Source organism: Pseudomonas sp. (genome assembly GCF_041601375.1).
Taxonomy (GTDB): domain Bacteria; phylum Pseudomonadota; class Gammaproteobacteria; order Pseudomonadales; family Pseudomonadaceae; genus Aquipseudomonas.
Window position 1 is genome coordinate 71,502 of record NZ_JBFIIG010000001.1, and the last position, 17,681, is coordinate 89,182.

The 17,681-nt window shown below is 62.2% G+C and carries 16 protein-coding genes, 1 tRNA gene and 1 pseudogene; 10 read left to right on the forward strand and 8 right to left on the reverse strand.

The window, feature by feature from the left end:
* Nucleotides 1–59 precede the first annotated feature (59 nt).
* A complete protein-coding gene (locus tag ABZE94_RS00345; RefSeq protein WP_372873551.1) occupies nt 60–281 on the forward strand; it encodes a YgdI/YgdR family lipoprotein in 222 nt (73 codons plus the stop codon).
* Nucleotides 282–425: 144 nt separating this feature from the next.
* A tRNA-Pro gene (locus ABZE94_RS00350) sits at nt 426–502 on the forward strand.
* A 178-nt stretch (nt 503–680) separates the two neighbouring features.
* Here ABZE94_RS00350 and ABZE94_RS00355 read toward each other — a convergent pair.
* The 3 genes from ABZE94_RS00355 to ABZE94_RS00365 form a co-directional block, all read right to left on the reverse strand.
* Nucleotides 681–1,565 (reverse strand): chemotaxis protein CheV, encoded by an 885-nt coding sequence (locus ABZE94_RS00355; protein WP_372873552.1) that lies wholly within the window; start codon nt 1,563–1,565, stop codon nt 681–683.
* A gap of 379 nt (nt 1,566–1,944) precedes the next feature.
* Nucleotides 1,945–2,181 carry a glutaredoxin family protein gene (locus ABZE94_RS00360; RefSeq protein WP_372873553.1) on the reverse strand — a complete coding sequence of 79 codons (237 nt, stop codon included), beginning with the start codon at nt 2,179–2,181 and terminating at the stop codon, nt 1,945–1,947.
* 364 nt (nt 2,182–2,545) lie between these two features.
* Complete coding sequence (locus ABZE94_RS00365; protein ID WP_372873574.1) at nt 2,546–3,685, reverse strand: DUF5610 domain-containing protein; 1,140 nt, start codon at nt 3,683–3,685, stop codon at nt 2,546–2,548.
* A 331-nt stretch (nt 3,686–4,016) separates the two neighbouring features.
* Here ABZE94_RS00365 and ABZE94_RS00370 point away from each other — a divergent pair, with 331 nt between their 5' ends.
* Nucleotides 4,017–5,270 carry an OprD family porin gene (locus ABZE94_RS00370; RefSeq protein ID WP_372873554.1) on the forward strand — a complete coding sequence of 418 codons (1,254 nt, stop codon included), beginning with the start codon at nt 4,017–4,019 and terminating at the stop codon, nt 5,268–5,270.
* 82 nt (nt 5,271–5,352) lie between these two features.
* Here ABZE94_RS00370 and ABZE94_RS00375 read toward each other — a convergent pair whose 3' ends face one another.
* Complete coding sequence (locus ABZE94_RS00375) at nt 5,353–6,561, reverse strand: ammonium transporter (RefSeq protein ID WP_372873555.1); 1,209 nt, start codon at nt 6,559–6,561, stop codon at nt 5,353–5,355.
* Between the two features lie 398 nt (nt 6,562–6,959).
* Between ABZE94_RS00375 and ABZE94_RS00380 the strand changes: the two genes are divergently transcribed.
* The 3 genes from ABZE94_RS00380 to ABZE94_RS00390 are packed head-to-tail and all read left to right on the forward strand — an operon-like array spanning nt 6,960 to nt 8,001.
* Nucleotides 6,960–7,277 carry a YqjD family protein gene (locus ABZE94_RS00380; RefSeq protein ID WP_372873556.1) on the forward strand — a complete coding sequence of 106 codons (318 nt, stop codon included), beginning with the start codon at nt 6,960–6,962 and terminating at the stop codon, nt 7,275–7,277.
* Between the two features lie 11 nt (nt 7,278–7,288).
* On the forward strand, nt 7,289–7,669 hold the full coding sequence (locus ABZE94_RS00385; RefSeq protein ID WP_372873557.1) for a phage holin family protein: 381 nt from the start codon (nt 7,289–7,291) through the stop codon (nt 7,667–7,669).
* Nucleotides 7,666–8,001 carry a hypothetical protein gene (locus ABZE94_RS00390; protein ID WP_372873558.1) on the forward strand — a complete coding sequence of 112 codons (336 nt, stop codon included), beginning with the start codon at nt 7,666–7,668 and terminating at the stop codon, nt 7,999–8,001. Before ABZE94_RS00385 ends, ABZE94_RS00390 begins: the two co-directional genes overlap by 4 nt.
* Nucleotides 8,002–8,255: 254 nt before the next feature.
* Here the strand turns inward: ABZE94_RS00390 and ABZE94_RS00395 are convergent, their stop codons facing one another.
* Nucleotides 8,256–8,633, reverse strand: coding sequence for a DoxX family protein (locus tag ABZE94_RS00395; protein WP_372873559.1), 378 nt, complete (start codon nt 8,631–8,633; stop codon nt 8,256–8,258).
* A gap of 277 nt (nt 8,634–8,910) precedes the next feature.
* On the opposite strand from ABZE94_RS00395, the gene ABZE94_RS00400 reads away from it, so the two are divergent.
* From ABZE94_RS00400 to ABZE94_RS00410, 3 genes and pseudogenes are all read left to right on the forward strand, one after another.
* Nucleotides 8,911–10,242, forward strand: a complete 1,332-nt coding sequence (locus ABZE94_RS00400) for a deoxyguanosinetriphosphate triphosphohydrolase (protein ID WP_372873560.1) — start codon at nt 8,911–8,913, stop codon at nt 10,240–10,242.
* Nucleotides 10,243–10,281: 39 nt separating this feature from the next.
* Nucleotides 10,282–11,346, forward strand: a complete 1,065-nt coding sequence (locus tag ABZE94_RS00405) for an FUSC family protein (protein WP_372873561.1) — start codon at nt 10,282–10,284, stop codon at nt 11,344–11,346.
* Between the two features lie 218 nt (nt 11,347–11,564).
* Nucleotides 11,565–13,942, forward strand: a pseudogene (locus ABZE94_RS00410) (HD domain-containing phosphohydrolase).
* 85 nt (nt 13,943–14,027) lie between these two features.
* Here ABZE94_RS00410 and ABZE94_RS00415 read toward each other — a convergent pair.
* Nucleotides 14,028–14,384 carry a YggL family protein gene (locus ABZE94_RS00415; RefSeq protein WP_372873562.1) on the reverse strand — a complete coding sequence of 119 codons (357 nt, stop codon included), beginning with the start codon at nt 14,382–14,384 and terminating at the stop codon, nt 14,028–14,030.
* 249 nt (nt 14,385–14,633) lie between these two features.
* On the opposite strand from ABZE94_RS00415, the gene dacB reads away from it, so the two are divergent.
* Nucleotides 14,634–16,073 carry a D-alanyl-D-alanine carboxypeptidase/D-alanyl-D-alanine-endopeptidase gene (dacB, locus tag ABZE94_RS00420; RefSeq protein ID WP_372873563.1) on the forward strand — a complete coding sequence of 480 codons (1,440 nt, stop codon included), beginning with the start codon at nt 14,634–14,636 and terminating at the stop codon, nt 16,071–16,073.
* A 31-nt stretch (nt 16,074–16,104) separates the two neighbouring features.
* Here the strand turns inward: dacB and ABZE94_RS00425 are convergent, their stop codons facing one another.
* Complete coding sequence (locus ABZE94_RS00425) at nt 16,105–17,268, reverse strand: CynX/NimT family MFS transporter (RefSeq protein WP_372873564.1); 1,164 nt, start codon at nt 17,266–17,268, stop codon at nt 16,105–16,107.
* A gap of 113 nt (nt 17,269–17,381) precedes the next feature.
* On the reverse strand, nt 17,382–17,675 hold the full coding sequence (locus ABZE94_RS00430; protein WP_372873565.1) for a SelT/SelW/SelH family protein: 294 nt from the start codon (nt 17,673–17,675) through the stop codon (nt 17,382–17,384).
* Between the last annotated feature and the right edge of the window lie 6 nt (nt 17,676–17,681).

Consider the following 17,681-nt stretch of genomic DNA (forward strand, 5'->3'; position numbering starts at 1 on the left):
CCGCCAATTTCCCGTCTGAGACAAAGTACACAGCCCCTATAATCACAAGGAAACACGTCATGACTCAGCGGACTCTTCCCGCATGCCTGCTCGCCCTGGGCCTAGCCGCACTAGCAGGTTGCGCATCACCATCGGTCATCACCCTGAACGATGGCCGTGAAATCCAGGCCGTCGACACCCCGGCGTTCGATGACGAGTCGGGCTTCTACGAATTCGAACAACTCGACGGTAACCGCGCCAAGGTCAACAAGGATCAGGTGCGCACCATCGAGGAGCTGTAAGCACAACCTACGCTTGCCCCCAATGCGTGGGCCTTGAGTGCAGGCGGCCGGCCGAAAAGATTGCTGGAACGGCGTTTCCGCTCGAAAAAAATATCGGCCTAAGCCCTTGTGCAACAAAACTTTTTCAGTACAATTCGAATTATTCGGAGTGTAGCGCAGCTCGGTAGCGCGTCTCGTTCGGGACGAGAAGGTCGCAGGTTCGAATCCTGTCTCTCCGACCAATTCCCAGTTTCAACCTGCCTCGTGCATGTACTGAAACAAGCAAAACCAAGCCCGCCTCGTGCGGGCTTTGTTTTGCCCTTCGAATGCACCACCGCTCATAAAAAAACGCACCCCAGCAGACCCGGCGTGCGTTTTTATTTGCTCAACCCAGGCATCCAGGCCTGGCGCCTCACCCGCTCAGGCAAGGCTTTGAAACGCATGCAGTAGCGCCTTGCTCAAGTCCACCGTGGAAAACTTGGTGAGCACATCGTTGGCACCTACCGAACGGGCCTTTTCGGTGTTCATGGTGCTGTCCAGCGAGGTGTGCAGCAGCACATAGGTCCGGCCGATATCGCTGCGCTGACGGATTTCCCGGACCAGGCTGTAACCGTCCATCTCCGGCATTTCGATATCCGAGACCAGGACTTCGATCGGCAGGCCGGCCTGGTGCTGGGTGAGCAACAGGTCCAGCGCACTGGCGGCGCTTCTCACCGCCTGGCACTCCAGATCGAGCTTGCGCAACGTGACCAGCGTCTGCTGCAAGGCCACGTGGGAGTCGTCCACCACCAGGACGCGACGACCGCGCAGCAGGTTGCGCTCGGTCTCCGTGAGCAACTGCTCATCGACCTCCTCCGGGAGCGCGGGAGCGATCTCATGCAGAACCTTCTCGATGTCGAGAATCTGCACGATGGCGCCATCGATCTGGGTCACCCCGGTGATAAAGGCTCTCGCCCCGGTGCCGGCCGGCGGCGGACGCACGTCGCTGGTGGAGCACTGAACGATGCGCTCGACACTTTGCACATGCAGTCCCTGCCGCGAACGGCTCAGTTCGGTGACGATCAGACAGCCATCCCGGCTGTCGGTCTCGCCACGCTCGCCAATTGCCCGCGCCAGATCGACCACGATCAAGGATGCACCGCGCAGACTCGCCACGCCGCGCACGTGGGGGTGACGATTGGGCAGCTTGGTCAAAGCCGGACAAGGCACGATTTCCTTGACCTTGAGCAGGTTGATGCCCAGCAACCGGCCACTGTGCAAACGGAACAACAGCAGCGATAACGCATCTCCCAGCACCACACTCATCAACCACCCTCCGCTTCGAATTCAGACCCGAACATGCTCAAAGCCTAACAGTCGGGCCTGATCCACCCGATAAAAAGATCACCTGGCTACCTATCCGGGTCAGCGATTGCCTCATGGCAACGAGAAAGATTCCGCCGAGCCCAGTCGTGTTCACCCAAGGCAAACGAATCGTTTCTTGTAGCCCGGATTGCATCCGGCTTAGGCGCAGGGCCCAGCTACAAACCGGCCGAGGCGCGCAGCAAAGTGCGTGATCAGGACAAGTTGAACCCTTATCGACCGGGAGCGCCGAAACTAAATACTCAGAGGCTGTGAAAATATCGAGCGCCGTCGCGACAGCGTCTTCAGGCGTTCGCTATAGCCGGGAGTTTTTCACAACCGCTCAACGCAAGAACTCCACAATCTGCTCGGCCTCGAACGGCCAGTTGAGCTCGGCGCCGGTATCGCAACGACGCAACACGGGGATGCGCAGGGCATAGCGCTCGACCCAGTCTTCGCGCTCGACGATATCGATCAGTTCGACCAGCAAACCATGTTCGACGAAAGGCATCAGCATCGCCTCGGCCACATCACATAGATGACAGCCAAGGGTGCCGAACAATTGGCATTCAGGGAGCATCCACAGGTCTCCATAAAGGGACTTGCAGTCTAGCACCGGGACTTGCAGCCTAGCACCGGGGACTTGCAGTCCTAGCACCGAGCCCTGCGGGCATGAGCTTGCGGCACCGGCAGATCCCTTGTCAGGGGTGTGAAAAAGACCGCCGCCAGGCATTCGCGACAAGAGCCCGTGCAACGCTCCACTCGCAGCTCAGCGACAACCCGCCGGCTTCTATGCCGCACCGACGAACCGTGCGGCACTGCCTCGGGTAGGGCGGCCTCGGAGCGTAGCGACAGCCCGCAGGCTTTTGTGCCGCGCCGGCGAACCATGGTGCACGGCGCGCGTTTGCAGACGGTCACAGTAGGTGAGGTTTTTCCCCAAGTTCTCAGGCGGAAGCCGGCCCCGCAGCAGGGTCGAGCAAGCCTTGCAGACCATCGAGCAAGCGACGGTTAAGCAGTTCTGCCTTGTCCAGACGTGCCAGGTCGAGACGAGGGTCCAGGGCAAAACCGCCCTTGAGCAGTTCCTGCAGACCGCTGCGGCCGTTCTCAAGCAGGTCGTCGACGTTGCGCAACGCCTCGAACAGGCCCTTGGCATAATCGATCAGCGACGGGTTGACCGCACTGGCCGCCTGACCGCCCTGCTCGGCCACGGTGCTGTAGGCGTCGGTGGCCTGGCGCACGCTGCTCTGGGTCAGGCGCAGGGACATCGAAGCCAGTTGTTCGCCGTCCAGCTCCAGGGCCATGGCGCGATCGAAAGCGCCCTCCAGGTCGCCGGCATAGAACTTGTCGGCAAGGTCCTGCACCTGACCGAAAAGCTTGTCCAGGGCCGCGCGCTCCTGTTCGTCCAGCTCACCTTCGACGCTGACCTGCCAGGCACCGATCTGCACGCTGCCGGACTGACTGCTGGCGACCAGCGCAACAGCACTGCCGCTGCCGGTTGCGGCAACCTGGCTGTGCGACCAGTTGGCCGCCGCCTGGGCGACGGAGATGCGCAGGCGATCGCCATCGCGGGTGGTCACCGCCATCTCCAAGGTCTGCGCGACGGCGGCGAAGCGCTCGCTGGAGGCCGCGACCCGGCTATTGCCAGCGGCTTCCAGGGCGGCCGGATCGAAGCGTTTGCCGAGGTCGCCCAGACCATCCTGGATGCGCTGGTAGGTGTCGTCGATATCCGCCGCCACCTTGCCTTGCAACACCCCCAGGCCATCGAGAATCTTGCGCGCCTCGGCAAAGCCCTTTTCCACGCCATCGCGCGCCTGGATCATTAACGCTTGCAGCTTGGCGGGTTCGGCGCCGGCGGCCGCTTCGCTGCGCAGACGCTGCTCGATAAAGCCGAGAACCACCGAGGCGACCTTTTCCGGGCTGAAGGCATCGCGCTTGCCACCTAACGCACCCGGCTCCAGACCGAGCCGCTCGGCCAGACGATTGGCCAGGGTCTGCTGCGCGAAGGCTTCATTGCGTATGGCTGTCGGGGTGTTCAGCAGGGACGAACGTGAAGCAGGCGATGCGAACGAGGCCAGCGGGTTCATGACGAGGTACCAGAGCAGAATATCTACTCGGTTGACGGCCGAAAGCAGGCGAACTTGAGGAGGCAACGGGTACTGGCCGACCAGCGGCGCGCAGGTCATACGCTGCAAACGGCTCGAGTGAGCCCCTCAGCGGGGACCAGGGCCTGACACCTGGCCCACGGGTGTGCGTTAGATCACCCGTGACAGACTCGGCAGCCACGCGTAAGCCACTGATAAATAAGGCATGCCGACTAAAGTCTAAAGGCCGGGCAAGCGCGCGCATGGTTTATTCCACAGCGCCGTAACAGGTCGGTCATGCGCCGGTCCGCACACCACACTGGAGATAATAATAATGAGTAAGACGCGCCTCGCCCAAGCAGTGGCCCTCGCCACCCTGGGCGCCAGCCTAACCCTGCCATCCCTGGCTTACGCCGAGTTCATCAAGGACAGCACCGCCAGCCTGCAGCTGCGCAACTTCTACATGAACCGTGACCTGCGCAACACTACAGCAGCGCAGCAATCCAAACGCGAGGAGTGGGCACAGGGCTTTATCTTCAAAGCCGAGTCCGGCTTTACCGAGGGCACCGTCGGCTTCGGCCTGGACGCCTATGCCGGCCTGGGCCTGAAGCTCGACTCATCGGACGAGCGCGCCAGCACCAACCTGCTGCCCAATGGCTTTGGCAACGAAGGCCCGGACGAATATTCCGAGGCCACCGCGGCGCTCAAAGTGAAAATGTCGAAGACCGTGGCCAAGGTCGGTGGTCTGATGCCGAAACTGCCGATCGTCTCTTCCGGCGACTCGCGCTTGCTGCCCCAGGTCTTCAACGGCGGCATGATCAACTCCCAGGAAATCGACGGCCTGAGTCTCAATGGCGGCCAGCTGCGCGAGGTGAACTTCCGCAACTCCACCGACAGTCAGGACATCAGGGCCAGCAACGTCAGCGGCGAAAGCGACCGCTACAACTTCGTCGGCGGCGATTACAAGTTCAACGGCGGCAATACCACGGTCGGCCTGTGGTATGGCGAACTTGAAGACATCTACGACCAGAAACTCTACAACCTGATCCACATCCAGCCGATCGGCGACTGGAAGCTCGGCGCCAACCTGGCGTATTTCGACTCCCAGGACAATGGCAAGAAACTCGGCGGCGAACTCGACAACGATCTGACCTCGGTCAACCTCTGGGCCGGCCTGGGTGCGCACACCTTCCGCCTGGGTTATCAGGACGTCGGCGGCGACAACGCCTTCCCCTTCCTCAATGAAACCGACCCCTACATCGTCAACTACCTGCAGATCCTCGACTTCACCCGCAAGGACGAGAAGTCTTGGCAGGCGCGCTACGACATCAACTTCGCCTCCTATGGCGTACCCGGCCTGGTCGCCTTCGTGCGTTATGTCACCGGTGAAGACTTCGCCGGTGCTGGCGGTCGCGATGGCAAGGAATGGGAACGCGACCTGGATATCAGCTACACAGTGCAGGACGGCCCCCTGAAAAACCTCGGCGTGCGCTGGCGCAATGCAATGGTGCGCAGCAATGCGGCCGCCACCGGTGGCGACCTCGACGAGAACCGCCTGATCGTCAGCTACAGCATCCCGCTGCTGTAAGCCGGGCTGTAAATGTAAGCCTGGCTGCAAACAAAAAGCCCGCTCATTCGAGCGGGCTTTTTGCGGTCTGGAGCGCTTTTGATCAGTCTTCGCTGACCGAGCCGATCTTGTGGATCGACAAGTCGGCGCCATTGAACTCGTCTTCCTGACTCAAGCGGATGCCGACCAGCACCTTGAGCACGCCATACACCAGCAAGCCACCGAGCAACGCCACCACAACGCCGAGCGCGGTACCGACCAACTGACTGCTCAGGCTGATGCCGCCCAGGCCGCCCAAAGCCTGCTGACCGAAGATCCCGCAAGCGATCCCGCCCCAGACGCCGCACAAACCGTGCAGCGGCCAGACGCCGAGCACGTCGTCGATCTTCCATTTGACCTGGGTCGCGGTGAACGCCCAGACGAACAGCGCCCCGGCGATGGCGCCAGTGGCCAAGGCGCCGACCGGGTGCATCAGGTCGGAGCCGGCACACACCGCCACCAGGCCGGCCAGCGGGCCGTTGTGCAGGAAGCCCGGGTCATTGCGCCCGACCAGCAAGGCCGCCACGGTACCGCCGACCATCGCCATCAGTGTATTGACCGCCACCAGGCCGCTGACGCCACCCAGGGTCTGCGCGCTCATCACGTTGAAGCCGAACCAGCCGATGATCAGGATCCATGAGCCCAGGGCGAGAAAGGGAATGTTCGACGGCGCGAATGCCACTAGCTTGCCATCGCGATAGCGCCCGTTACGCTGCCCCAGCAACAGCACCGCCCCCAGAGCCAGCCAGCCGCCCATCGCATGCACCACCACCGAGCCGGCGAAGTCATGGAAAGGCGCGCCGAACTGTGCCTCGAGCCACGCCTGAACGCCGTAGTTGCCGTTCCAGATCACGCCTTCGAAGAACGGATAGACGAAGGCCACGATCAGAATGGTGGCGCACAGTTGCGGACCGAACCGGGCGCGCTCGGCGATACCACCGGAGATGATCGCCGGGATCGCTGCGGCGAAGGTCATCAGGAAGAAGAACTTGACCAAGGCATAGCCATTGCCTTCGGTCAGCACGCTCGCCGGTTCGAGGAAAGTCACGCCATAAGCGATCCAATAGCCTATAAAGAAATAGGCCAGGGCCGACACGGCGAAGTCGGAGATTATCTTCGACAAGGCATTGACCTGATTCTTCTGGCGAACCGTACCCACCTCGAGGAAGGCAAAACCGGCGTGCATGGCCAGCACCATGACTGCCCCAAGCAGGATAAACAGGGTATTGGAGCCGTGAATCAGGGTTTCCACAGCACTATTGATGTCTTCCATCAGCGAAGAAAACTCCGTGGTTAGGGAATACGCACCAAAGCAGGTCACTCATGACCGACGTCGCACCATCTGGCGGCACATCGAGCGACCTGCTTCATGTAGCACAGCCATACAGGGCACCAAAACTGCCCCACCTGAAACTGCACAATAGGAACTTAATCTTTATTTATCAGTGACTTATAAATGCACCGTGGCATCCAAACCGACCCCTACCAGGCCCCATAAAAGAGCACTCGGCCAAAGGCGTGCACCAGTACAATGCAAGCGCTGTACCAGCACACGTCGATCCGCAGGTAAAAACCGCCCGGCCATATCCCGACCATATAGAGAAGGAACCCAACCCCCAGCCCCACACTCGAACCTTCTACACTGAACAGAACCGTTCAAGGAGAAACCCGATGCCCCGTAATAACGCAAACTCAACAAGCCAGGACGAACTGCTCAACGAATTTCAGGCACTGGTTACCGACACCGAAAAACTGCTGCAGCATTCGGCCAGCCTGGTTGGTGAGCAAGCCGAAGAGCTACGCGATCAGATCCGCACCAGCCTTGGTCGCGCCCGCTCCACCTTGCACAATGCAGAAGACTCGCTGCGTGATCGCGGCAAGGCCGCGGTCCAGGCAACCGAGGGATATGTGCAGACCCATCCCTGGCAGACGCTCGGCGTTGCCGCCGCCATCGGCTTGTTGCTGGGCATGCTGATCACCCGGCGCTGATGAGAGAAGACATGGACGCTCCACCATCCACCCCCAGCCGCGGCGCCTCGCCGCGGCGCTTTGCCGGTGCTCTGCTCGGTTTAGTGCATGGTCATGTCGCACTGCTTGGCGAGGAGCTGAAAGAACAGCAAAGCCATACGCTTCGCCTGCTGATACTGGCCAGCCTGAGCCTGGTGTTTGGCTTGCTCCTGGTAATCGGCCTGTCCGCTGCGTTATTGATCAACTTCTGGGACAGCCATCGACTGACCGTGATCATTCTCCTGTGCGCGACTTATGCCCTGGGCCTGCTGATCTGCTTATTGCGCCTGCTGACACAGCTGCGCAATGCCCCGCCACCGTTCAGCGCCAGCCTCGAAGAACTGGCCCGCGACCGCGAGCAACTGCTGCCATGAGCCTACCCGAACTGCCCGCCAAGGCCTCGCGCAGCGAGTTGCGCAAAGCCATGCTACGCCTGCGACTGGAAATGCACCGTCAGGAACTGCGCCATGAAACCCTGGTGATCCTGCAACCGCTGCGGCAGGTGCAGCACTTCAGCAGCCATTGGCGTGAACAGCTGAGCAACAGCAACGCCCCGCTCTGGGTCGCCGGCGGCGCCCTGCTGCTGGCAACCCTCGGGGTGCGCCGCGGCAACTGGCGACGCTGGTTGCGCGTCGCCCTGATCGCCTTCCCGCTGCTCAGGCGCAACCCGCCGCGCAACACTGGCAGCGAGGCTGAAGCCCCATAAGCGTGCAACTGGCACGCTCTTGCCTGGTTGAGCCATAACACGCACGCGGGAAAAACTCTCGCCTGCTGTTGCGCTCGATATTTTCACCCCCCATGAGGCGTGGTTCTCCACGCCTCGATCATTCGCTCCGGGTCGGTGACCCTATTTAGGTACGCGACCGCTTAGGTACGCGACCGCCTGCTGCATGACGGCAGCGTGCTCGCCGAGCGGATCAGGCCACGCTGACGGCGCCCGCCAACGGTCGTCCCGACGCCTTATTTAGCGCGCCAGGCATCGATACTGAAGGCGCCAGGGCCCTGCACGTAGAGCAGCAGAAAACCGCCGGCCATGGCGAAGTTCTTCATGAACAGGATCATCTGCATCTGCTCGTCGAAGTTGCGATGAAAGATCACCGCCGACGCCACGCAGAACGCGGCCAGCGCCAGCGCCGCCCAACGGGTGAGAAAACCGAAGATCACTGCCAGACTGCCGCCGATTTCCAGGACGATCACCAGCGGCAGCAGTGCGCCGGGGACGCCCATGCTTTCCATATAACCCTGCGTGCCGGCGTAGCCGGTGATCTTGCTGAATCCGGCCAGCAGAAAAATATGTGCGAGAAACAGCCGAGCGAGCAAGACGATTGCATTGTTCATACACCCACCTCTTGAGCGGAAACCGCTTCATCCAGCGACTGACATCGAGCCCACCGAACCGCGTTGGTGGTTCCATTCATATAGCGGAGGCGCACCGACGCCAAGATTCCCTACGCATCCTGATTTGACCTTAGCAACGCTATACCCGACCCGCTAGCCGCACGCGGATTAGCCGATGTTCCAGGCTTTGCCCGCATGCCGCAGAGTTTGCCCTTGCAGGCAGTCGCGCGAACCCCGAAGCTAGGGACCATCTGCCACTGAATGGCGAGGACTGGCCTTGGACTGGCAAACACTGCTCAACCGCGAACGACTCGGTAAACCGACGCACAGCGCCGATGAATTGGGCCGCACGCCCTTCCACAAAGATCATGACCGGATCATCTTTTCCGGCGCCTTTCGCCGCCTGGGACGCAAGACCCAGGTGCACCCGGTGTCGAGCAACGACCACATCCACACGCGCCTGACCCATTCGCTGGAAGTCAGCTGCGTCGGGCGCTCGCTGGGCATGTGCGTCGGCGAGATGATCCGCTCCGAGCTGCCCGCCTGGTGCGAACCGAGCGATCTGGGCATGGTCGTGCAGTCGGCGTGCCTGGCCCACGACATCGGCAACCCGCCGTTCGGCCATTCGGGCGAGGATGCGATTCGCCACTGGTTCCAGCAAGCCGCGGGACGCGGTTGGCTGGAGGCGATGAGCGAAGCCGAGCGCGGCGACTTTCTCAGTTTCGAGGGCAACGCCCAGGGTTTTCGCGTGCTCACCCAGCTGGAATACCACCAGTTCGACGGCGGTACGCGGCTGACCTATGCAACCCTCGGCACCTACCTGAAGTACCCCTGGACCGCGCGTCACGCCGAAGCACTCGGCTACAAGAAGCACAAGTTCGGCTGCTACCAGAGCGAACTGCCACTGCTCGAACAGATAGCCCACAAGCTCGGCCTGCCGCAACTGGAAGAACAGCGCTGGGCGCGCCATCCGCTGGTCTATTTGATGGAGGCGGCGGACGACATCTGCTACGGCCTGATCGACCTGGAAGACGGCCTGGAGATGGAACTGCTCGACTACCGCGAAGTCGAGGCCCTGCTGCTCGACCTGGTCGGTGACGACCTGCCGGAAACCTACCGCCAGCTTGGCCCGCAGGATTCCAAGCGGCGCAAGCTGGCGATCCTGCGCGGCAAGGCCATCGAACACCTGACCAATGCCGCGGCCCATGCCTTCGTCGAACAGCAGGACGCCCTGCTTGCCGGTACCCTGCAGGGCGACCTGGTCGAGCACATGCATGGCACCGCCAAGCGCTGCGTGCAGAGCGCCAAGGACATGGCGCGGGAGAAGATCTTCCAGGACAAACGCAAGACCCTGCACGAGATCGGCGCCTACACCACCCTGGAAATCCTCCTCAACGCCTTTTGTGGCGCCGCACTGGAGCAGCACGGCGGGCGTACGCCATCGTTCAAGCACCGGCGTATCCTCGACCTGCTCGGCAACAACGCTCCGGATCCGCACGGATCGCTGTATACCTCGTTTCTGCGCATGATCGACTTTATCGCCGGCATGACCGACAGCTACGCTACTGAAATGGCCCGTGAAATGACGGGGCGCTCAAGCCCGGTGTAATCCATGAGTCCGGTGTAATCCATGAGTCCGGTGTAATCCATGAAAAGCGTGCTACGGAAGACCTTCAGCTGGCATGCCGGACCGCCAGCCTGGGGGCCGGCGATGGTCGCCGGCTTCGGCTGCGCCCTGCCCTTGCTGCTCGGTTTGTTCAGCGCCCACCCAGGCTTTCTCTGGGCCTCGGTCGGCGCCTTTCAGGCCGCCCAGGCCAACCCCCTGCACCGCCTGGGCATGCTGCGCATGTTGATGCTCATCGGTCTTGGCGCCTGCAGCGCCGGCCTGGGTTTCTGGGCGGCCAACGATCCGCTGATCAGCCTCGGCCTGTTCGGCGCCTTCGGCTTCTTGCTCGCATGGCTGCAACGCTTCGGTAGCGAGGCCGGTAAACTCGGCATAGGCCTGGCCGTATGCCTGTGCCTGGGCCAGGGTCAGCAAGGTCTGGGCAACCTGGATAAACCGCTGGCCATCGCCATGCTGTTCATTCTCGGCGGTCTCTGGGTGATGCTCCTGGCGTTCGGCCTGCGCGGCATGCACGGCCTGCGCATGTGGCCATACATGCCGCGCTTCGTCAGCCTGCTCAAGGTCCTCAAGCGTCACGCCAAACGCCTGCCCCGGCAGCAGTGGCGCCTGCATGCGCTGGCTTGCACCCTGGCCTTCTCGCTCGCTGGCGTGGTCGTCAACCTGGCCGGTCTGGAACGCGGCTACTGGTTGACCTTGACCGTGGTGACCACCCTGCAGCTGGAGTTCCAGGGCAGCCTGGTGCGCGCCCTGCAAGCGAGCCTGGCCAGCCTGGCCGCTGCCGGGTTACTGATTCTGTTCGGGCACAGCCTGCAGGATCCGCCGCTGATGGTCGCCACCCTGCTGCCGCTGATCACCCTCTGCCGCGCCATACAGGCCAACCACTACGGCTTGTTCGTGTTGCAAACCAGCGTCTGCTTCGTCCTGCTCGCCGAAAGCCTCGCACAGGACTGGCACCTGGCCGAGGTGCGCTTGCTCAACGCCCTGTTCGGCGTGGTGCTGGCACTGTTCGTCGCGCTGCTCATGCACGGCCTGAGTCAGTTGCTGGACAAGCACGCGAAGCGCGTTGCCGCGCCGCAGCGAAACCCTTGAGCAGGAACCTCGAGCCGGTAGATGCGCACAGCCGCTCCGAGAGGTTGTGACAACGCTCGCATACTGCAATCGCCTGAAGGCGGCCCCGCGACGGCGCTCGATTTTTTACCCAACCTTTAAGCACAGGTTTTTGATAATTACTCGCTTTTAGCAGGCAACCCTGCCGCCCCTTCACTATGCTTCCCGAGTCCGCAGCGTCATTCACGGAGAGACGTGCGATGCCCAGAATTACCCGGCCCCACGACCGCCGCTTCCCGCTGCACATACATATAAGCGTGTTGTTCACCTTGCTGTTATTGCTGATCGGCATAGTGCTGGGGCTATTCAACTACCAGCAGAACTCGCGGATCATCTTCTCCAGCAGCGCCAAGCTGTTCGAGCGCATCCAGCAGGACGTGCAGAAGGACCTGCACCACACCTACCAACCCATCGACCAGCTGCTCAGCCTGCTGGTGCTCAACCGCGACACCCAGGCGAGCGATCTTCAGGGCCGCCTGAAACTGCTGGAACCCTTGGCCCAGGCCCTGCGTGACAACCCCAAACTGGCCTCGCTGCACCTCGGCTATGCGGACGGCGATTTTTTCATGCTGCGGCCGCTACGCAGCGAGACCCTGAAGCAGCTACTGGCGGCACCCGAACAGGCGAGCTATCAGGTCTGGTCCATCGAGCGCAGCGCAACCGGAGTCGAGGCCCATTACCTGTTCTTCGACGAAGCGCTGAACCTCATCAGCCAGCAGCAACGCCCCCTGGAATCCTTCGATCCACGCAGCCGCAGCTGGTACCTGAGCGCCAGCAGCCAGGCTGAGCTGATAACCACCGCACCCTATGTGTTCTTCTCCACCCGGGAAGTCGGCACCACCCTGGCCAGGCGTGCCGGACCGAGCGGCGTTCTGGCCGCGGACCTGACCCTTTCCGACATTTCCACGACCCTGGCCCAGCACCGGATCACGGCCAACAGCCAAGTCATCCTGTTCGATGCCAAGGGCAACACCGTGGCCTACCCAGACAGCACGCGCCTGCTACTGATGCAAGGCGACCAAGCGCAGCTGACCCCGGCCCGCGATCTCAGCCCGGAACTCGCGACCCTCCTGGCCGATGGCCTGGACGCGCCGCACCAGGGCATTCTGGAGCTGAGCAAACGACGCTGGGTCGTCTCGCGCAGCCATATCCAGGAGGGCGGACCGCAAGGTCTGCACCTGGCGCTGCTGGTGCCGGAAGACGAACTGCTGGCCGACGCCTATCGCATCCGCTGGCAAGGCGCACTGATCACGCTGACCGTCTTGCTGCTGTGCCTACCCCTGGGCTGGCTGGCTTCGCGAATTGTGGCCAAACCCTTGCGCGCGCTGGTGCTCAAGGCCGAGGCCATCCGCCGTTTCGACTTCGACTACCCGCCCAGCAGTCACTCGCCGGTGCTGGAAGTGGATCAACTGGCTGAATCCATGGAGCAGATGAAGGAGACCATTGCCAGCTTCCTCGACATCTCCGCCAGCCTCTCCGGCGAAACCCGCTTCGATACCCTGCTGGAACGGATCCTGCGAGAAACCGTGGCCATCAGCGCGGCCAACGGCGGCCTGATTTACCTGCTAGACGCCGACAGCGGGCGCCTGCAGCCTTACGGCCTGTTTCTCGACGGCACGCAGCACAGCCTCGACCAGCATGGCATTCGGGGCTACGACAAGGCCGCCAGCCAAGTGCCCAGCTGGCTGCAGCAACCGCCCAACGGTGACAAGAGCAGCATCGCCTCGCTGGGCTTCGATCAGGCCGGTGATTACCAAAGCCTGCTGCAAACCCTCGACAGCCCGCGCGTCCACCTGGTTGCCACCGGCCTGCACAACCGCCAGGGCGATAGGCTGGGCGTCCTGGTGCTGCTGCACCGCGACCGCGGCCGGCCATCCGATCTGACCATGCAGAGCCCCGAGTGCGTGGCATTCGTCGAGGCGGTGTCCGGCGTGGCGGCACTGTGCATTGACCGTCAGCGCCTGCTGGAGCGGCAGAAACGGCTGCTCAATGCCTTCAGCTGATCGCCGGCGCCATCGACGCCAAGAGTCCCCATGCCGGCGACCACTGGCAGCGCGTGCCGGAAATCACCCTGATGCTGGCCCGCGCGGCGGCAAACAGCGACGACCCGGTATTTCGCGACTACCGGCCCAGCGACGATGAATGGGAGGCGTGCGTATAGCCGCCTGGCTGCATGTTTGCGGCAAGGTCACCACGCCCGAATACGTGGTCGACAAGGCGACCAAGCTGGAAACCCTCTACGATCGCATCCACGAAGTGCGCATGCGCTTCGAGGTGCCTGCCGGCACGCATGATGGCGATAGCCGATATTTTCGAGGCGTTGACCGCCGCGGATCGCCCCTACAAAAAGGGCAAGCGGCTCTCGGAGTCACTGCACATCATGGCCGGCATGTGCCAAGACGCGCACATAGACCCGGAGCTGTTTGGCTTGTTCGTCCGCAGGAAAATCTATCGGCGCTACGCCGAACACTTCATGCAAGCGCAACAGATCGACGAGGTGGATGAACAGGCAGTGCTGAGCAAGGCCGGACTAGCAGACCAGGCATCCGCGGGCAGTGAGATGTTCTCGCCCAATTAGACTGTCGTGGACAAGGGGAGGAACGCGGAGGCCGCAGAGACGGTGAAACGACGGCTGGGCACATTGCATGCCCAGCCGGCAGACATCAGGCCGGAGTACTGGCCGGAGTATTGATGGTGCTTTCCGGGTACCAAACGTCCATCAGCGGGCTGACAGTCACGTCGACCAGCTCATCTCGGCCTTTCAACCACGCTTCGACCTGGGCACGCTGTTCTTCGCTGACCGAGCCACGCTTGGCCAGGCACACCAGACCATAGTCATCGCCGCCGACATAACCAAGACCGTTGGCGGTCATGGCGTCACGCAGAAACTGATCGAGGAATGCGTCAATGGCCTCTTCGGCCAGATCGTCTTTGAAGTTCAGGTTCAGCTCAAAACCCAGCTCCTGGAATTCATCCACGCAGAGTTTTTTGCGCAGACGGCGGGAACGGTTAGTAGCCATGGAACAATCCTCAAAAGTGATAACGCGCGGCACTTTAGCAGCTTGCCGTGCGAATTGCCCGCCTCTCTGCCAGTCAGGCGACAGGCGCCGCACCGACCAGCCCTCCGAGTGAACATTTATGTCGGTCACAGAGCCGCGCGGGCAGGAAGGCCCTGAGGCATAATGTGCAGCAGATCACACAACCTCGACGGGACCTTCCGTGCATATCGCTCGTTATAGCCACCCCCCTCAGCTGGAGGGCATCTACCCATGACCAACACCTTGCGCAAGCTGGCCATCGCCGGTTTGCTCCTGCCGCTCGCCCTGCCCTTGCATGCCGCCATCAACGGCAGCCTGCCGGTCAAGGTCCAGCAAGCGCTGAAAGCCAACAAGATCAGCAGCCAATCCCTGTCGGTGGTCACCCTGCCACTGACCGGGCCAGGCACCAGCACCTTCTTCAACGCCGACGTGTCGGTCAACCCGGCCTCGACCATGAAGCTGGTGACCACCTTTGCCGCACTGGAACTGCTCGGCCCAACGCACCAGTGGAAAACCGAGTTCTACAGCGATGGCCCACTGAAGGACGGCGTGCTGCACGGCAATCTGTTCCTCAAAGGTGGTGGCGACCCCAAGCTGAACCTGGAGCGGCTCTGGTTGCTGCTGCGCGATCTGCGCGCCAACGGTGTGCATCAGATAAGCGGCGATCTGGTGCTCGATCGCAGCCACTTCAACCAGCCCGAACTGCCGACCTTCAACGATGACGGCGGCGATACCAACAAGCCCTATCTGGTCACCCCCGACTCTTTGCTGGTCAACCTCAAGGCGCTGCGCTTCGTCGCCCGCACCGACGGCGGCAAGGTGCACATCTCCGTCGAACCACCGATCGCCGAGATCCGCATCGACAATCGGGTCGAGGCCTTGCCATCAGGCAAATGCCCAGGCTGGCCGGATGTGCGCTACAACCCGGTGAAACAGTTCGACGGCACTACCGTGATCGTCAGCGGCAAACTGGCAGAGGGCTGCAGCTCGCAAACCTACCTGTCCCTGCTCGACCACCCCAGCTACGCCGCCGGCGCCGTACGGGCCATCTGGCAGGAACTGGGCGGCAAGATCCTCGGCACGGATCGCCTCGCCGAGGTGCCGGACAAGGCCCGCCTGCTTGCTCGTACCTTCTCCCCGGACCTGGTGGAGATCATCCGTGACATCAACAAATACAGTAACAACACCATGGCCCGGCAGCTGTTTCTGAGCCTCGGCGCGCAGTTCCGCAACGAGGCCGACGGCGACGATGCCAAGGCCGCCCAGCGGGTGATCCGCAGCTGGATGGCGCGCAAGGGCATTACCGCACCGCACCTGGTGATCGAGAATGGCTCCGGCCTGTCGCGTGACGAACGCGTCAGCGCGCGCGAACTGGCGCAACTGCTGCAGGCTGCCTGGCAAAGCCCCTATGCCGCCGAATTCATCAGCTCCATGCCGCTGGTGGCCATGGACGGCACCATGCGTAAACGCCTGCACCGCACCGCCCTGGCCGGCGAGGCGCATATCAAGACCGGCACCCTGAACAATGTCCGCGCCATCGCCGGCTACAGCCGCGACAGCAATGGCAACAGCTGGGCGGTGGTGGCGATTCTCAATGATCAGCGACCCTGGGGCGCGTCATCGATTCTCGACCAGGTGCTGATCGACCTGTATCGCCAGCCTAAACCTTAAGAGCTTGTGAAAAACGCTCACACCCGTCTGATCAAGAATGGCGCGGGCCGTTGCGCAGGACCCAGGCCAGCGCCGTCTTCGACAGGGCCAGGCCGGTCAGCACCATGAACGGTAGCTGATAGTGACCGGCAAGATCGCGCGCCAGCCCGGTCAGAACCGGTGTCAGACACGCCATGCTGTAACCCATGCAGAGCATCATCGCGGTCCAGCGACTGACCGCCAATGGCGAGCCCGCCTCGTACAACGGCAGCACCAGGGACAGGGCAAATGAACCGCCAAGCGCCAAGCCGATGGAGACCGCCCACAGCTCCGGCACGAAGGTTGGCACGAAGGTGATCATTGCCAGGCTCAGGGACGACAACAGGCCGCAGGCGACCAACAAGGTATAGCGATTGCCGAAACGCTGGGCCAACCAGGGCAGCAGGAACGCACTGGGCATGCCCATCAACATCGAGATACTGAACAGCGCATTGCTATGCAACAGGGTCAAACCCGCCTCGTGGTAACGTGCCACCGCCCAGGTTGCCAGGGCATAGAACAGCCCGGCCTGAAGCGCGAAAAAGCCACTGATCAACCAGGCCCGCGGTTGCTTCCATGGCAAACCGCTGCCGGCTTCCGCAGCATCCACAGCCTCCGCGCGACTGGGCAGGCACAACCACAACAGCAACCCCAACAACGCGGGCAAAGCCCAAACCGCCAGCCCTCGCGGCCAGCTATCGCCGAACAGTTGCGCGGCTGGCGCCGTCAGTACGGCACCGGAAGCACCGCCAATGGCCATGCTCAGGGAATACCAGCCGACCACGGTACCCATCTGAGCGGCAAAGTGGCGCTTGATAAACCCCGACAGTAGCGGCCCGGTAATGGCAATGGCAGCCCCCAGCAGCACCGCACTGACAATCAGGACAACACTGGACTGGCCGGCCAGACGCATCAGCAAGGCGGCCGAGATCAACCCCATGCACAAGGCGATGGTGCGCTCCAGCCCCACCCGCAGCGCCAGGCGCGGCGCGAAAGGCGCCAGCAAGCCCATGCACAGGACCGGCAATGCCGTGGTCAGACTGATCAGACTCCGGCTCAATGCCAGCTCATCGGCAATCCGCTCGATGAGCGGCGCCAGCGAGGTGATACCGGGGCGCAGATTGATCGCCGCGACCACCAGCGCCAGCAACAGCAGGGCCCTGGACGGCACGTTCAATTTGAGGTTTTCACTAAAAATCCAACATCCTGACAACTAGCCGACAGAGCGGGCAACCCTAGCGCTGGGGCGGCCAGAGAGCAAGTCAAAGAACAGAAAAGCTGACCGAATGATCAGGCACCGTTCGGACGATCATTGTGGCCAAGATCCCGTGCCGGATCGATCAAGTCGCGCAAGCGCTGCTTGAGCACCTTGGCTTCGGGAAAACCACCGTCGGCTTTGCGTTCCCATAGCTGCACGCCATCACAGGTAACGCGAAACACGCCACCGGTGCCAGGCTGCAGGCTGACCTTGCCAAGATCATCGGCGAAGGTCGACAGTAGCTCCTGGGCCAACCAGGCCGCGCGCAACAGCCACTGGCACTGACTGCAATAGGTGATGGTCACTTCAACCTTGCTGCTGGACATAAACCA

Excerpts from the sequence above, each read along its gene's own strand:
- ABZE94_RS00365 (WP_372873574.1), bottom strand. The coding sequence starts at position 3,685 with ATGAACCCGCTGGCCTCGTTCGCATCGCCTGCTTCACGTTCGTCCCTG.
- ABZE94_RS00380 (WP_372873556.1), top strand. The coding sequence starts at position 6,960 with ATGCCCCGTAATAACGCAAACTCAACAAGCCAGGACGAACTGCTCAAC.
- ABZE94_RS00405 (WP_372873561.1), top strand. The coding sequence starts at position 10,282 with ATGAAAAGCGTGCTACGGAAGACCTTCAGCTGGCATGCCGGACCGCCA.
- ABZE94_RS00385 (WP_372873557.1), top strand. The coding sequence starts at position 7,289 with ATGGACGCTCCACCATCCACCCCCAGCCGCGGCGCCTCGCCGCGGCGC.
- ABZE94_RS00390 (WP_372873558.1), top strand. The coding sequence starts at position 7,666 with ATGAGCCTACCCGAACTGCCCGCCAAGGCCTCGCGCAGCGAGTTGCGC.
- ABZE94_RS00370 (WP_372873554.1), top strand. The coding sequence starts at position 4,017 with ATGAGTAAGACGCGCCTCGCCCAAGCAGTGGCCCTCGCCACCCTGGGC.
- ABZE94_RS00430 (WP_372873565.1), bottom strand. The coding sequence starts at position 17,675 with ATGTCCAGCAGCAAGGTTGAAGTGACCATCACCTATTGCAGTCAGTGC.
- ABZE94_RS00375 (WP_372873555.1), bottom strand. The coding sequence starts at position 6,561 with ATGGAAGACATCAATAGTGCTGTGGAAACCCTGATTCACGGCTCCAAT.
- dacB (WP_372873563.1), top strand. The coding sequence starts at position 14,634 with ATGACCAACACCTTGCGCAAGCTGGCCATCGCCGGTTTGCTCCTGCCG.
- ABZE94_RS00345 (WP_372873551.1), top strand. The coding sequence starts at position 60 with ATGACTCAGCGGACTCTTCCCGCATGCCTGCTCGCCCTGGGCCTAGCC.
- ABZE94_RS00360 (WP_372873553.1), bottom strand. The coding sequence starts at position 2,181 with ATGCTCCCTGAATGCCAATTGTTCGGCACCCTTGGCTGTCATCTATGT.
- ABZE94_RS00355 (WP_372873552.1), bottom strand. The coding sequence starts at position 1,565 with ATGAGTGTGGTGCTGGGAGATGCGTTATCGCTGCTGTTGTTCCGTTTG.
- ABZE94_RS00395 (WP_372873559.1), bottom strand. The coding sequence starts at position 8,633 with ATGAACAATGCAATCGTCTTGCTCGCTCGGCTGTTTCTCGCACATATT.
- ABZE94_RS00415 (WP_372873562.1), bottom strand. The coding sequence starts at position 14,384 with ATGGCTACTAACCGTTCCCGCCGTCTGCGCAAAAAACTCTGCGTGGAT.